Genomic DNA, 13,382 nt, shown 5'->3' with positions numbered 1-13,382 from the left:
ACGGGCCCGGGCTTAGCGCACGCTAAGTTCGATACCGACCCGCTTGAGCCAGTCTGCTTCGCGCACGAAGTCGGCCTGGGTCAGGGGGTTGGCTTCCAGCCAGTTGTCCGGGAAGACGATTTCCAGGCTCTGCTCGCGGGCCAGTAACTGAACCTGGGGCATTTCCTGACCGCCACGGATATGGTGGAAGAGGATGGCAAAGCGCAGCAGCACGCACAGGCGGATCAGCTTGATGCCATCGGCGCCGAATTCGGCGAACTTGTCCTTGGGAATATTGCGTCGGTGACCGCGCACCAGCAGGGCCAGCATCTGCTGATCCTGGCGGGAGAAACCGGCCAGGTCCGAGTGTTCGATCAGGTAGGCGCCGTGCTTGTGGTACTGATAGTGGGCGATATCCAGCCCCACTTCGTGCACCTTGGCCGCCCAGCTGAGCAGCTCACGGTGCCAGTCCTCCTGCAGTTGCCAGTCGCCGGCGACCTTGTCCAGGGCCGAGAGCGCCTTGCTTTCCACCCGTGAGGCCTGCTCCAGGTCAACGTGGTAACGCTCCATCAGCGAGCTCAGGGTGCGCTCACGCACATCCTCGTGCTGGTGGCGACCCATCAGGTCATACAGCACCCCTTCGCGCAGGGCGCCTTCGGAGTGGCTCATGCGCTCGATGGCACAGGCGTCGAAGATGGCTTCGAGAATGGCCAGGCCGGCGGGGAAGATGGCCCGGCGATCCGGCTTGATGCCGTCGAGGTCGAGCTTGTCCGTCTCGCCGATCTTGAACAGCTTGCGCTTGAGCCAGGCCAGGCCCTCGGCATTGACCTCGCCGCTGCCCAGCCCGGCGGCCTGGATGGCCAGGCCGATGGCCTTGATGGTGCCCGAGGCGCCCACCGCATCCTCCCAGCCGAGACGGCGCAGGGCGTGCTCGATGCCCATGATCTCCAGGCGCGCCGCGGTGTAGGCCTGGGCATAGCGCGCCGGGGTGATCTTGCCGTCGCGGAAGAAGCGCTGGGTAAAGCTGACGCAGCCCATCTGCAGACTTTCGCGCAGCAACGGCTCGAAGCGCTGGCCGATGATGAACTCGGTACTGCCGCCGCCGATATCGGTGACCAGGCGTTTGCCCGGGGTATCGGCGATGCTGTGGGACACGCCCAGGTAGATCAGACGCGCTTCCTCGCGCCCGGAGATCACCTCCACCTGATGGGACAGCAATTCTTCGGCGCGGCGAATAAACTCGGCGCGGTTGCGCGCCTCGCGCAGGGCGTTGGTACCGACAATGCGTACCGCACCTTCGGGCAGGTTGGCGGTCAGCTGGGCGAAGCGGCGCAGGCAATCGAGCCCACGCTGCATGGCTTCCTCACTGAGCATGCGCTCATCGTCCAGACCGGCGGCCAGCTGCACCTTGTCGCCCAGGCGCTCCAGAATGCGAATCTCGCCATGATCGGCCTTGGCCAGCACCATATGAAAACTGTTCGAGCCCAGGTCGATGGCGGCAATCATGGGAAAGGAGTCGATGGAAGGATGGGCCATGGTGCTGAGATCTCGATGCGTGATGCGCCATCCTGCCACGATAGGGCGGACACGCCAACGCATTGCGTTGTCGCACAGGGCTATGACAATCCGACGTTTGCAGACACTCATAGAAAGGCTCAATGGCCGGTGCCTTCCTGTGTGACCCAAGCCGGGCTATGATGCGCCCATCTTTTTGCATCCGATTACGGAGACTGTCCATGAGCGAATTCATCACCAACGTCAGCGACGCCAGCTTTGAGCAAGACGTGCTGCAGGCCGACGGCCCGGTTCTGGTCGACTACTGGGCTGAGTGGTGCGGCCCGTGCAAGATGATCGCCCCGGTGCTGGACGAGATCGCCAAGGACTATCAGGGCAAGCTCAAGGTGTGCAAGCTGAACATCGACGAGAACCAGGAAACCCCGCCGAAGTTCGGCGTGCGCGGCATCCCGACCCTGATGCTGTTCAAGAACGGCAATGTCGAAGCCACCAAGGTCGGTGCGCTGTCCAAGTCGCAACTGGCCGCTTTCCTCGATAGCAATATCTGAGTCCAGGCTGTGCGAGAAGCCCCGTAAAACACGGGGCTTTTTTATGGCCCGCCATCCATGGCGGCCACCCTTCGGGCCGTCGCTAGCGACGTTAGAAATGGCTCCCGGCCATTTTTTATATCTGGGGGTATGTCGGCCGCCCTTACCCGGCGCTACGTGACTTTCACCTTAAGGGCTGGACGTGCGAATAAAGCCGGTGGTACATTCGGCCTCGCTGTATTTTCTATGCAGCGCCCTGCAAGCCGTCGCCGACAGTTCCTGCGCGAATACCTTCGAAATCCGCTGGCGAACCTTTCGCTATCTCAGCGGCGCGGCCTCCCAAGCTGAATAGCTTATTTCCCTCCTAAAATGATCATGTCATTCCTATGAATCTGACCGAACTCAAGCAAAAGCCGATCACCGAACTGCTGGAACTCGCCGAACAGATGGGCCTGGAAAACATGGCCCGTTCGCGCAAGCAGGACATCATCTTCGCCTTGCTGAAGAAGCATGCCAAAAGTGGCGAAGAGATCTCCGGTGATGGCGTGCTGGAGATTCTCCAGGACGGTTTCGGCTTTCTCCGCTCTGCGGATGCCTCCTATCTGGCCGGCCCCGACGATATCTACGTCTCGCCCAGCCAGATCCGCCGCTTCAACCTGCGCACCGGCGACACCATCGTCGGCAAGATCCGCCCGCCGAAAGACGGCGAGCGCTACTTCGCGTTGCTCAAGGTCGACACCATCAACTACGACCGCCCCGAGAACGCCAAGAGCAAGATCCTGTTCGAGAACCTGACGCCGCTGTTCGCCAACAAGCGCCTGACCATGGAAGCCGGTAACGGCTCCACCGAGGACATCACCGGCCGGGTGATCGACCTCTGCGCGCCGATCGGCAAGGGCCAGCGCGGCCTGATCGTCGCCCCGCCGAAAGCGGGCAAGACCATCATGCTGCAGAACATCGCCAGCAACATCACCCGCAACAACCCCGAGTGCCACCTGATCGTCCTGCTGATCGACGAGCGCCCGGAAGAAGTGACCGAGATGCAGCGCACCGTGCGCGGCGAAGTGGTCGCCTCCACCTTCGACGAGCCGCCGACCCGCCACGTGCAGGTCGCCGAGATGGTGATCGAGAAGGCCAAGCGTCTGGTCGAGCACAAAAAGGATGTGGTCATTCTGCTCGACTCCATCACCCGTCTGGCCCGTGCTTACAACACCGTGATCCCCAGCTCCGGCAAGGTGCTCACCGGTGGTGTCGACGCCCACGCCCTGGAGAAGCCCAAGCGTTTCTTCGGTGCTGCGCGCAATATCGAGGAAGGCGGTTCGCTGACCATCCTCGCCACCGCGCTGGTGGAAACCGGCTCGAAAATGGACGAGGTGATCTACGAGGAATTCAAAGGCACCGGCAACATGGAGCTGATCCTTGACCGCCGCATCGCCGAGAAGCGCGTATTCCCCGCCATCAATATCAACCGTTCCGGCACCCGCCGCGAAGAGTTGCTGACCGGCGAGGAAGAGCTGTCGCGTATCTGGATTCTGCGCAAGCTGCTGCACCCGATGGATGAAATCGCCGCCATCGAGTTCCTGATCGACAAGCTGAAGACGACCAAGACCAACGAAGAGTTCTTCCTGTCGATGAAGCGCAAGTAAGCATCTGCTTTGCGCCACAAGGCCGGGCTTGCCCGGCTTTTGTGCATCTGGACGTTGCATCATCCTTCTGAAAGACCGACTTCGGCGCTAAACTTTGCGCCCCGATTGGTCCGCCCCCTATGAGGTCCCAGCATGCAGTACCGTGACCTGCGCGACTTTATCCGCGAGCTGGAAAAGCGCGGTGAACTCAAGCGCATCCAGACCCCGGTGTCGCCGGTGCTGGAGATGACCGAAATCTGCGACCGCACCCTGCGCCGCGGCGGTCCGGCGTTGCTGTTCGAGAACCCCACGGGCTTCACCACGCCAGTGCTCGGCAATCTGTTCGGCACCCCCAAGCGGGTGGCTCTGGGCATGGGCGCCGAGGAGGTCAGCGAGCTGCGCGAAATCGGCAAGCTGCTGGCCTTTCTCAAGGAGCCGGAGCCGCCCAAGGGCCTGAAAGACGCCTGGAACAAGCTGCCGATCTTCAAGAAGGTCCTGAGCATGGCGCCCAAGGTGCTCAAGGATGCGCCCTGCCAGGAGGTGATCGAAGAGGGCGAGGCCGTCGACCTGACCAAGCTGCCGATCCAGCACTGCTGGCCGGGCGATGTGGCGCCGTTGATCACCTGGGGCCTGACCATCACCAAGGGGCCGAACAAGGAACGGCAGAACCTCGGTATCTACCGCCAACAGGTGATTGGCCGCAACAAGCTGATCATGCGCTGGCTCAGCCACCGGGGCGGCGCCCTGGATTTCCGCGACTGGTGCCAGAAATACCCGGATCGTCCCTATCCGGTGTGTGTGGCTTTGGGCGCGGATCCTGCGACCATTCTCGGCGCGGTCACGCCGGTGCCGGATAGCCTGTCCGAATACGCCTTCGCCGGCCTGCTGCGTGGGCACAAGACTGAACTGGTCAAGGCCCGTGGCAGCGATCTGCAGGTGCCGGCCAGCGCCGAGATCGTGCTGGAAGGCGTGATCCATCCGGGCGAGACCGCGCCGGAAGGGCCCTATGGCGATCACACCGGCTACTACAACGAAGTGGACAGCTTCCCGGTGTTCACCGTCGAGCGCATCACCCGCCGCCGCGATCCGATCTACCACAGCACCTATACCGGCCGCCCGCCGGATGAGCCGGCGATTCTCGGCGTGGCGCTGAACGAGGTGTTCGTGCCGATCCTGCAGAAGCAGTTCCCCGAGATCACCGACTTCTACCTGCCGCCGGAAGGCTGCTCCTACCGCCTGGCGGTGGTGACCATCAAGAAGCAGTACCCCGGCCATGCCAAGCGGGTGATGCTCGGGGTGTGGAGCTTCCTGCGCCAGTTTATGTACACCAAGTTCGTCATCGTCACCGACGACGATATCAACGCCCGTGACTGGAACGACGTGATCTGGGCCATCACCACGCGCATGGACCCTAAACGCGACACTGTGATGATCGACAACACACCGATCGACTACCTGGACTTCGCCTCGCCGATCTCGGGTCTGGGTTCGAAGATGGGCCTGGATGCCACCCATAAATGGCCGGGCGAAACCACGCGCGAGTGGGGCCGGGCTATCGTTCAGGATGAAGCGGTCAAACAGCGCGTCGATGCGCTATGGGCCGAGCTGGGAATCGATTGATGAAGGTCACCTTCAACCCCTCGGGGGCGCAGATCCAGGTCGAACGCGGCGAGCGCATCCTCGATGCAGCCCGACGCCTGGGCTACGACTGCCCGCAGAGCTGCCGCAACGGCAACTGTCATATCTGCGCGGCGCTGCTGGTCAACGGCCGGGTGCGCCAGGCCGGTGAAGTGCTGGAGCATGGCGAGGTGTTCGCCTGTCTGGCCGAGCCGGAGGCCGACTGCGTGCTGCTCTGGGATGGCGTGCTGGCCCCGGGGGAACTCCCGGTGCGCGAGCTGAGCTGCCAACTGCTCGGTTGCGAGCCCCTGGGCGGCGATGTGTTTCGGGTGCGCCTGAATGCCCCGGCGGGCAAGGCTGTGCGCTATCACGCCGGGCAGTACCTGCTGCTGCAACGCCCGGACGGCGAGATGGCGGCTTTTTCCCTGGCTTCGGCGCCCCATGCCGGGCGCGTGCTGGAGCTGCATATCCTGGCCCGCGACGAGGCCACCCTGAACCTGCTGGCCCATTTACGCGAGCAGGGGCGGGCGCGGGTGCAGCTGCCCTTCGGCGATACCCACCTGGCCGAGCTGCCGGATGGCCCTCTGGTGCTGATCGCCGCCGGCACCGGCATGGCGCAGATGCGCAGCCTGATCGAACACTGCCGGGCGGCCGGCTTCAAGCACCCGGTGCACCTCTACTGGGGCGCGCGTCAGCCCGAAGATTTCTACCAGATTGAGGAGTGGGCAGCCTGGAGTCAGCTGCCGAACCTGTTCCTGCATCAGGTGGTCAGCGACAGTGCCAGCTGGCCGGGGCGGCGTGGCCTGCTGCACCAGGCGGTGCGCGAGGACTTCCCCGATCTGGTGGCCCTGCATGTCTATGCCAGCGGCTCGCCGACCATGGTCTACGCCACCCTGGATGCCCTGGTCGAGGCCGGCATGGGCGCCGAGCAGATGCGCGCCGATGTCTTTGCCTATGCGCCGCGCGGCTGAATGAGAAAAGCCGCCCGGAGGCGGCTTGGTAGGGTGGATCACGTTTCACCGATCCACCAATTTGGGCGTGAGTGGTGGATGAATAAAGCGTCATCCACCCTACATTTACCGCACCTGCACCACCACCTTGCCCACGGCCTTGCGCTGGGCCAGGTGATTGATGGCATCTGCGGCCTGTTCCAGGGGGAAGGTCTGCGAAACCAGGGGCTTGAGTTTGCCTTCGGCGTGCCAGGCAAACAGCTGCTGGAAGTTGGCGGCGTTGTCCTGCGGCTGGCGCTGGGCAAATGAGCCCCAGAATACCCCGACCACCGCCGCGCCCTTGAGCAGGCACAGATTGACCGGCAGCTCGGGGATGCGCCCGCTGGCAAAGCCCACCACCAGCAAGCGGCCGTTCCAGGCGATGGAGCGAATGGCCTGATCGAACAGGTCGCCGCCCACCGGGTCGTAGATCACATCCGCGCCCTGGCCGCCGGTCAGGCGTTTGACTTCATCCTTCAGGCTGCTGGCGCTGTAGTCGATCAGCTCATCGGCGCCGGCGGCCTTGGCCACTTCCAGCTTCTCGGCGCTGCTGGCCGCGGCGATCACCTTGGCGCCCATGGCCTTGCCGATTTCCACTGCCGCCAGGCCGACGCCGCCGGATGCGCCCAACACCAGCAGGGTTTCGCCGGGTTGCAGGTTAGCCCGTTGCTTGAGGGCGTGCATGGAGGTGCCGTAGGTCATGCCGAAGGCTGCGGCGCTGGCAAAGTCCATGCTCGGTGGCACGGGGATGACGTTGTAACCGGGCACCGCCACTTCTTCGGCAAAGCTGCCCCAGCCGGTCAGGGCCATGACCCGGTCGCCGACCTTGAGGTGGCTGACCTTCTCGCCCACGGCCTTGACCACACCGGCGGCTTCGCCACCCGGGGAGAAGGGGAAAGGCGGCTTGAACTGGTACTTGCCCTCGATGATCAGGGTGTCGGGGAAGTTGACCCCGGCGGCATGCACTTCCAGCAGGATCTCGTTCTTCTTGGCTTCGGGGCTGGCAATCTCTTCCAGCACCAGGCTGTCGGCAGGGCCGAAGGCTTTGCAGAGTACGGCTTTCATGGGGGGCTTCCTGGAAACTGAGGGGTGGAGCGGGCTGCGACCGATTGCCGCGCCGCACTGTTGTGCCTGCAGTGTAGGTGCCGAGGCCTGTCGGTCAACGAGCATGGCCGCACCTGATGGGGCGATATAAGTCTCGGGCTTGGGTCTGGCGTCGCGCCTGGCTATGCTAGGGCCATCGCCCTCAAGAGTGTTGCCCCCGTGAAAGCATTGGTCGTTGTCTTGCTGAGCCTGTTCGTGTCCCTGCCGCTGATGGCCGAGGAGGAAAAGGCGCCGCCGCCTGCCGCCATCTATATCAACCTGTTCCCGGCCCTGGTGGGTAATTTTGGCGAGGGTCCCAAACTCAAGTTCTACAAGGCCGAAGTTTCCCTGCGGGTGGAGGGTGCCGAGGATGAGGCCAAGGTCAAGCATCATGACCCGCTGATCCGTAACCAGTTGGTGATGCTCTTTTCGCAGCAGAGCGAGGCGGCGCTGGAGGCCCCGGATGCCCGCGAAACCCTGCGCCAGGAGGCGCTCAAGCAGGTGCAGCAGGTGCTGCAGGAGGAAGAGGGCAAGCCGCTGGTGGTGGACCTGCTGTTCAACAACCTGATCCTGCAGCGCTGAGTGGCCCCCATCCCGAGCAGCTTCAGCGTAGTGCCAGAATCGCCTGCCACTGCGCTTCGCTCACCGGCATCACCGACAGGCGGCTGCCTTTCTGTACCAGGGGCAGTTCCAGCAGGGCGCTCTGCTGCTTGAGCAGGCCCAGGGGCAGTACCCGTGGGAAGGCCTCGACAAAGCTTACGTCCACCGCGCTCCAGGGATTTTTTTCGGCGCTGGCCTTGGCGTCGAAGTAGTGACTGTCCGGCTGCAAAGCCACAGGGTCGGGGTAGTGCCCGTTACTGATGCGGCCGATTCCGGCGATGCCCGGCTCCGGGCAGCTGGAGTGGTAGAAGAAGAACAGATCCCCTGGCTGCATGGTGCGCAGAAAGTTGCGTGCCTGGTAATTGCGCACCCCGTCCCAGCGGGTTTCGCCCAGGCGCTGCAGGTCGTGGATGGATAATTCGTCGGGTTCGGACTTCATTAGCCAATAAGGCATGAACTTTGCTCCATTTTTCCGGTCTTTGAGCGGGCAGACCCTGTCAGTCAGGCAACCCTAATGTCTTTGCGGGCCTTGAGGTGAGCCGGGCGCAGGCCGCCAGACACTCCATAACAAAAACGATCGCGGCTTAACCGCGTGCAACATGCCTTCAAGGGGGAGGCATTCGATGAAACGCAAACCCGATGTCATGTGGGTACTGGTCATTCTGTTCACTCTGGGTGTGGTTACCACGGGTTACACCCAGAGCCTGTGGGATCGTCAGAATGAGGTACCGGTCAGCCAGTCGCAGTCCGCTGGTTGATCAGGAGGCCGCCGCAGGGAGCGCGGCGCCCCTTTGCACAGGGGGGTTATAGATACCATCCCCGATCCGTCACTGTGCCCTGTAGCGGCACGTCCCAACTGGCCACGGCCAGACGTTCTACCTGTTGGCAGGCATGGGCCAGGCCCAATAGCGTCGGCTTGTGCCAATTTTTGCGCAGTTGCCGGTAGCCCAGGCTGCGATCATAAAACCCGCCGCCCATGCCCAGGCGTCCGCCGTGGCGATCAAAACCCACCAGGGGCAGCAGTACCAAATCCAGGGTCCAGACCTTGCGTTGCCGCTTGAGGTTGCGCCGTGGCTCGGGAATGCCGAAACGATTTTTCACCAGGCGTTCGCCCGGCACGATGCGTTGAAACACCATCTTGCTCCGCGGCCAGGGGCTGAGCACCGGCAGGTAGGTGGCCTTGCCGCGGCGCTGGGCGGCGCGCAGCAGCGGGCGCGGGTCGATCTCGCCATCGTTGGGCAGGTACAGGGCAATATGCCGGGCGCGGCGAAAACTCGGGTGCTGGGCCAGTTGCCGATACAGGTCGTGGGCCGCGAGGCGCTGCGCGGTGGCGCTGAGGGCGCGGCGTTGCTGGCGCAGCAGGCGGCGCAGTTGCGCGCGGCTCAGGGAAGTGGCATCGAGCATGGGCTTATAGGCAGGCCGCCATGCCGCGAACGGGCAGGGCGCTAAAAGAGGTGACTCCCCGACGTGCCGCTGTCGGTTTAGCCCTTGAACCCGAAAGTTCAAGGTGGAGGTTGCAGGAGGCGTTAAGGCTTTCCGTCAGGCGGACATGCACACCGGCCTCAACATGCAACCCCCGGGTTTGTGCGTATCGGCTCAGGGACATCACCGACTGGCGCACACTCCAGGGAGCGGGGGCCAGTATACCCGAAACCGGCGCGCTGCAATCAGGCGCCTGGGCCATCCGCATCACTCAGCGCCGTATCGACCCGGCCAAGCAGGGTGCGCAGGTGCTCACGGGTGCTGCTGGCCTGCTGGTCGAGGTGCTGCTGTTTGTGCAGCAGGTCGTGGGTGATATTCAGGGCCGCCATTACCGCCACCCGGTCGGCACCGATGACCTTGCCGCTGGAGCGGATCTCGCGCATCTTGCCGTCCAGATAGCGGGCGGCGCTTTCCAGGTTGGCCCGTTCTTCCGCCGGGCAGGCGATGCAATATTCTTTGTCCAGGATCTGGACGGTTACGGTATTCGACTGGGTCATGAGTCCTGCTCCAGGGCTTTAAGGCGCGAAATCATGGATTCGACCTTGTGCCGGGCCATTTCGTTCTTTTCGATCAGATGGGCGCGTTCCTCGCGCCAGGCCTTTTCATTCGCCAGGAGAAGTCGGTTGTGGGCCTTAAGCTGCTCGACGCGCTGGATCAGCAGGTCCAGCTTGGTCGTAAGGGCTTGCAGATCGGCGTCTTCCATGCGGACTCGCTAGGGCAAGGGATGACCGGACTATATAGGCGCGTCTGGCTCCGTGGTCAAACCCTCGGATAGTCTTGGCGCGCCTGCCGGTGCTAGGATACGAGGCCTCCATTCTAGTGATTGCGCCGTCTGGCGCCTAGTGATCTATGTCGACTTCAAGTTCCCCCTATGCCGCTTTTGCCGCGCTGCTCGCCAGTCACGGTGTTTCCATCTCGCCTGCCGAGTTACATGGTCTGTTGCTGGGGCGCAGTTGCGCCGGGGCCGGTTTCGACAGTGAGGCCTGGCTGCAGGATGCCGCCGAGCTGCTCGGTGCCGAGCCCGAGGATGCTGTACGTCAGGCCCTGATCGGCCTGCAGGAAATGGTCAAGGGCGAGCTGGCCGGCCAGGACGTGACCCTGGTGCTGCTGTTGCCCAGTGACGATGCGCCCCTGGTCGAGCGCGCCGTGGCCCTGGGCCAGTGGTGCCAGGGCTTTCTCGGTGGCTACGGCATTATCGCCGGTGACAGCGCCCTGAGCGCCGAGGCCATGGAGGTGTTGCAGGATCTGTCGGCCATCGCCCAGGTGCAGAATGCCCTGGAAGAATCGGAAGACGGCGAAAGCGATTACATGGAAGTCATGGAGTACCTGCGCGTGGCGCCGCTGCTGCTGTTCAGCGAGTGCGGCAAACCGCTGGCCGCAGTGGAAAAACCTTCGCTGCACTGATTTTTCTGTAACCGCAACCGGACTTAATCTGCCCATGATCAGCATCCCCAAGTCGGAATACGCCCGTCGGCGCAAGGCGCTGATGGCGCAGATGGAACCCAACAGCATCGCCATTCTGCCGGCTGCGCCGGTGTATATCCGCAACCGCGACGTCGAGCATATCTACCGCCAGGACAGCGATTTCCAGTACCTCTCCGGCTTCCCCGAGCCGGAGGCGGTGATCGCCCTGATCCCGGGCCGCGAGCATGGCGAATATGTGCTGTTCTGCCGCGAGCGTGACCCCCAGCGCGAGCTGTGGGATGGCCTGCGCGCCGGTCAGGAGGGCGCCATCAGCCAGTACGGCGCCGATGATGCCTTTCCCATTGGTGATATCGACGACATCCTGCCGGGGCTGATCGAGGGTCGCGACCGGGTCTATTCCTCCATGGGCACCCACCATGAGTTCGACCGCCAGCTGATGGAGTGGATCAACGTGATCCGCTCCAAGGCGCGTCAGGGCGCGACGCCGCCCAATGAGTTCATCACCCTGGAACACCTGCTGCATGATATGCGCCTGTACAAATCGGCGGCCGAGATCAAGGTGATGAAGGAAGCGGCGGATATCTCCAGTCGCGCTCATGTGCGGGCCATGCAGACCAGCCGGGCCGGGCTCTACGAGTATCACCTGGAAGCCGAACTGGATTACGAATTCCGCAAGGGCGGGGCGAAGATGCCGGCCTATGGCAGCATTGTCGCCGCCGGCAAGAATGCCTGCATCCTGCACTATCGCGAGAATGACGCGCTGCTCAAGGACGGCGATCTGGTGCTGATCGACGCCGGCTGCGAGATCGACTGCTATGCCAGCGATATCACCCGCACCTTCCCGGTCAGCGGCAAGTTTTCCCCCGAGCAGAAGGCCATCTACGAGCTGGTGCTGGCCGCCCAGGAAGCCGCCTTCAAGGAAATCGCCCCCGGCAAGCACTGGAACCAGGCCCACGAAGCCACGGTGCGGGTGATCACCGCCGGCCTGGTGGAGCTGGGCCTGCTCAGCGGCGAGGTGGATGCGCTGATTGAAAGCGAGGCCTACAAACCCTTCTATATGCACCGTGCCGGCCACTGGCTGGGCATGGACGTGCACGATGTCGGCGAGTACCGGGTCGGCGGTGAATGGCGTGAGCTGGAAGTCGGCATGGCCATGACCGTGGAGCCGGGCATCTATATCGCCGTGGACAACCAGGACGTGGCCAAGAAGTGGCGCGGCATCGGTGTGCGCATCGAGGACGATGTGGTGGTGACCAAGAGCGGTTGCGAAATCCTTACCACGGGCGTGCCCAAGACCGTGGCCGAGATCGAAGCCCTGATGGCTGCTGCCCGCAGCGCGGCGGCCTGAGCCATGCACAAGGTGGATATCGCCATTATCGGCGGCGGCCTGGTCGGCGCCAGCCTGGCGGTGGCGCTGCAGGCCGAAGCCAAGCAGCGCGGCTGGCGGCTCTGCCTGATCGAGCCCTTTACCCCGGGGGCGGGTTACCAGCCGAGTTACGACGCCCGCTCCACGGCGCTGTCCTTTGGCTCCCGGCAGATCTATGAACGCCTGGGGCTGTGGGCGCAGATCGGCCAGCGCGCCGAGCCGATCAAGCAGATTCATGTCTCCGACCGTGGCCGCTTTGCAGCCGCCCGCCTGTGCGCCGAGGACGAAGGCGTGCCGGCCCTGGGCTATGTGGTGGAAAACGCCTGGCTGGGTGAGTGCCTGTGGCAGGCCCTGGACCCCGAGGTGGTGCAATGGCTTAGCCCGGCCCAGGTGGTGCGCATGCAGCCCCTGGCCGAAGGCTATCGCCTGAGCCTGGACCAGGGCGATGAGATCGACTGCGCCCTGGCGATTATGGCCGAGGGCGGGCGCAGCGGCCTGCGTGAACAGCTGGGCATTCAGGTGCTCAACAGCCCCTACGGGCAGAGCGCGCTGATCGCCAATATCAGCTGCGAACACGCGCATCAGGGCCAGGCCTTCGAACGTTTTACCGAAGAAGGGCCCATGGCCATGCTGCCCCTGGAAGGTCAGCGCTGCGCCCTGGTCTGGACCCGCGCGAGTCTTGAGGCCGAGCGCCTGCTGGGGCTGGACGATGGCGCCTTTCTCGCCGAGTTGCAGCAGGCCTTCGGCTACCGCCTGGGTCGCCTGCTCAAGGTCGGTGCCCGGCATCTCTACCCCCTGGCCCTGAATGCAGCCCAGGAGCAGGTGCGCCGCCATCTGGTGGTACTGGGCAATGCCGCCCACAGCCTGCACCCGATTGCCGGCCAGGGCTACAACCTGTCCCTGCGTGACACCTGGGTGCTGGCCGAGACCCTGCTGCAGAGCACGGCGCCCCTGGGCGACCTGGCCACCCTGCAGCGTTACCTGGCCAGCCAGCAGACTGACCAGAGCCTGACCGTGGGCTTTTCCGACCAGGTCACCCGCCTGTTCAGCACCGGTCAGCCGCTGCTGGCGGCCGGGCGTAACCTCGGCCTGCTCGGGCTGGATCTGTTGCCACCGGCCAAGCGCTGGTTTGCCCGCCAGGCCATGGGCCTGGGCACCCGCGCGGAGCCCTGAA

At 63.8% G+C, this 13,382-nt stretch carries 15 protein-coding genes and 1 other RNA gene; 9 read left to right on the top strand and 7 right to left on the bottom strand.

What is annotated here, in order from left to right; genetic code table 11:
- Positions 1 to 12: 12 nt before the first annotated feature.
- Positions 13 to 1,515 (bottom strand): exopolyphosphatase, encoded by a 1,503-nt coding sequence (gene ppx / locus GJV18_RS00710; RefSeq protein ID WP_160342806.1) that lies wholly within the window; start codon positions 1,513 to 1,515, stop codon positions 13 to 15.
- A gap of 200 nt (positions 1,516 to 1,715) precedes the next feature.
- Here ppx and trxA point away from each other — a divergent pair, with 200 nt between their 5' ends.
- The 4 genes from trxA to GJV18_RS00690 all read left to right on the top strand — a co-directional run bounded on the left by trxA (position 1,716) and on the right by GJV18_RS00690 (position 6,234).
- On the top strand, positions 1,716 to 2,042 hold the full coding sequence (gene trxA / locus GJV18_RS00705; protein ID WP_160342805.1) for a thioredoxin TrxA: 327 nt from the start codon (positions 1,716 to 1,718) through the stop codon (positions 2,040 to 2,042).
- Positions 2,043 to 2,407: 365 nt separating this feature from the next.
- Positions 2,408 to 3,667, top strand: a complete 1,260-nt coding sequence (gene rho, locus GJV18_RS00700; RefSeq protein ID WP_160342804.1) for a transcription termination factor Rho — start codon at positions 2,408 to 2,410, stop codon at positions 3,665 to 3,667.
- A 132-nt stretch (positions 3,668 to 3,799) separates the two neighbouring features.
- A complete protein-coding gene (ubiD, locus tag GJV18_RS00695; protein ID WP_160342803.1) occupies positions 3,800 to 5,266 on the top strand; it encodes a 4-hydroxy-3-polyprenylbenzoate decarboxylase in 1,467 nt (488 codons plus the stop codon).
- On the top strand, positions 5,266 to 6,234 hold the full coding sequence (locus GJV18_RS00690) for a CDP-6-deoxy-delta-3,4-glucoseen reductase (RefSeq protein WP_160342802.1): 969 nt from the start codon (positions 5,266 to 5,268) through the stop codon (positions 6,232 to 6,234). Before ubiD ends, GJV18_RS00690 begins: the two co-directional genes overlap by 1 nt.
- A 105-nt stretch (positions 6,235 to 6,339) precedes the next feature.
- Here the strand turns inward: GJV18_RS00690 and GJV18_RS00685 are convergent, their stop codons facing one another.
- Positions 6,340 to 7,317 (bottom strand): NADPH:quinone oxidoreductase family protein, encoded by a 978-nt coding sequence (locus GJV18_RS00685; RefSeq protein WP_160342801.1) that lies wholly within the window; start codon positions 7,315 to 7,317, stop codon positions 6,340 to 6,342.
- A gap of 198 nt (positions 7,318 to 7,515) precedes the next feature.
- Between GJV18_RS00685 and GJV18_RS00680 the strand changes: the two genes are divergently transcribed.
- The gene (locus GJV18_RS00680) at positions 7,516 to 7,917 is read left to right on the top strand and encodes a flagellar basal body-associated FliL family protein (RefSeq protein ID WP_160342800.1); all 402 of its coding nucleotides are present in this window, start codon (positions 7,516 to 7,518) and stop codon (positions 7,915 to 7,917) included.
- Positions 7,918 to 7,939: 22 nt separating this feature from the next.
- Here GJV18_RS00680 and GJV18_RS00675 read toward each other — a convergent pair whose 3' ends face one another.
- On the bottom strand, positions 7,940 to 8,389 hold the full coding sequence (locus tag GJV18_RS00675; protein ID WP_160342799.1) for an EVE domain-containing protein: 450 nt from the start codon (positions 8,387 to 8,389) through the stop codon (positions 7,940 to 7,942).
- A gap of 169 nt (positions 8,390 to 8,558) precedes the next feature.
- Here GJV18_RS00675 and GJV18_RS18710 point away from each other — a divergent pair, with 169 nt between their 5' ends.
- A complete protein-coding gene (locus GJV18_RS18710) occupies positions 8,559 to 8,693 on the top strand; it encodes a hypothetical protein (RefSeq protein ID WP_267904540.1) in 135 nt (44 codons plus the stop codon).
- A 46-nt stretch (positions 8,694 to 8,739) separates the two neighbouring features.
- Here the strand turns inward: GJV18_RS18710 and GJV18_RS00670 are convergent, their stop codons facing one another.
- The 4 genes from GJV18_RS00670 to GJV18_RS00655 form a co-directional block, all read right to left on the bottom strand.
- Positions 8,740 to 9,339 (bottom strand): 5-formyltetrahydrofolate cyclo-ligase, encoded by a 600-nt coding sequence (locus GJV18_RS00670; protein WP_160342798.1) that lies wholly within the window; start codon positions 9,337 to 9,339, stop codon positions 8,740 to 8,742.
- A 51-nt stretch (positions 9,340 to 9,390) separates the two neighbouring features.
- Positions 9,391 to 9,569: non-coding RNA, 6S RNA (gene ssrS / locus GJV18_RS00665), on the bottom strand.
- A gap of 33 nt (positions 9,570 to 9,602) precedes the next feature.
- On the bottom strand, positions 9,603 to 9,914 hold the full coding sequence (locus GJV18_RS00660; RefSeq protein WP_160342797.1) for a cell division protein ZapA: 312 nt from the start codon (positions 9,912 to 9,914) through the stop codon (positions 9,603 to 9,605).
- The gene (locus GJV18_RS00655) at positions 9,911 to 10,120 is read right to left on the bottom strand and encodes a TIGR02449 family protein (protein ID WP_160342796.1); all 210 of its coding nucleotides are present in this window, start codon (positions 10,118 to 10,120) and stop codon (positions 9,911 to 9,913) included. The genes GJV18_RS00660 and GJV18_RS00655 overlap by 4 nt, the downstream gene beginning before the upstream one ends.
- Before the next feature lie 146 nt (positions 10,121 to 10,266).
- Here GJV18_RS00655 and GJV18_RS00650 point away from each other — a divergent pair, with 146 nt between their 5' ends.
- The 3 genes from GJV18_RS00650 to ubiH are packed head-to-tail and all read left to right on the top strand — an operon-like array spanning position 10,267 to position 13,381.
- On the top strand, positions 10,267 to 10,821 hold the full coding sequence (locus tag GJV18_RS00650) for a YecA/YgfB family protein (protein ID WP_160342795.1): 555 nt from the start codon (positions 10,267 to 10,269) through the stop codon (positions 10,819 to 10,821).
- Positions 10,822 to 10,855: 34 nt separating this feature from the next.
- Positions 10,856 to 12,190, top strand: coding sequence for a Xaa-Pro aminopeptidase (gene pepP / locus GJV18_RS00645; protein WP_160342794.1), 1,335 nt, complete (start codon positions 10,856 to 10,858; stop codon positions 12,188 to 12,190).
- A 3-nt stretch (positions 12,191 to 12,193) separates the two neighbouring features.
- Positions 12,194 to 13,381, top strand: a complete 1,188-nt coding sequence (ubiH, locus tag GJV18_RS00640) for a 2-octaprenyl-6-methoxyphenyl hydroxylase (RefSeq protein ID WP_160342793.1) — start codon at positions 12,194 to 12,196, stop codon at positions 13,379 to 13,381.
- Position 13,382 lies beyond the last annotated feature (1 nt).

It is taken from the genome of Pseudomonas xionganensis (assembly GCF_009763245.1).
GTDB classification, from domain to species: Bacteria; Pseudomonadota; Gammaproteobacteria; order Pseudomonadales; family Pseudomonadaceae; genus Aquipseudomonas; species Aquipseudomonas xionganensis.
This window is presented reverse-complemented; position numbering and strand designations above follow the sequence as displayed.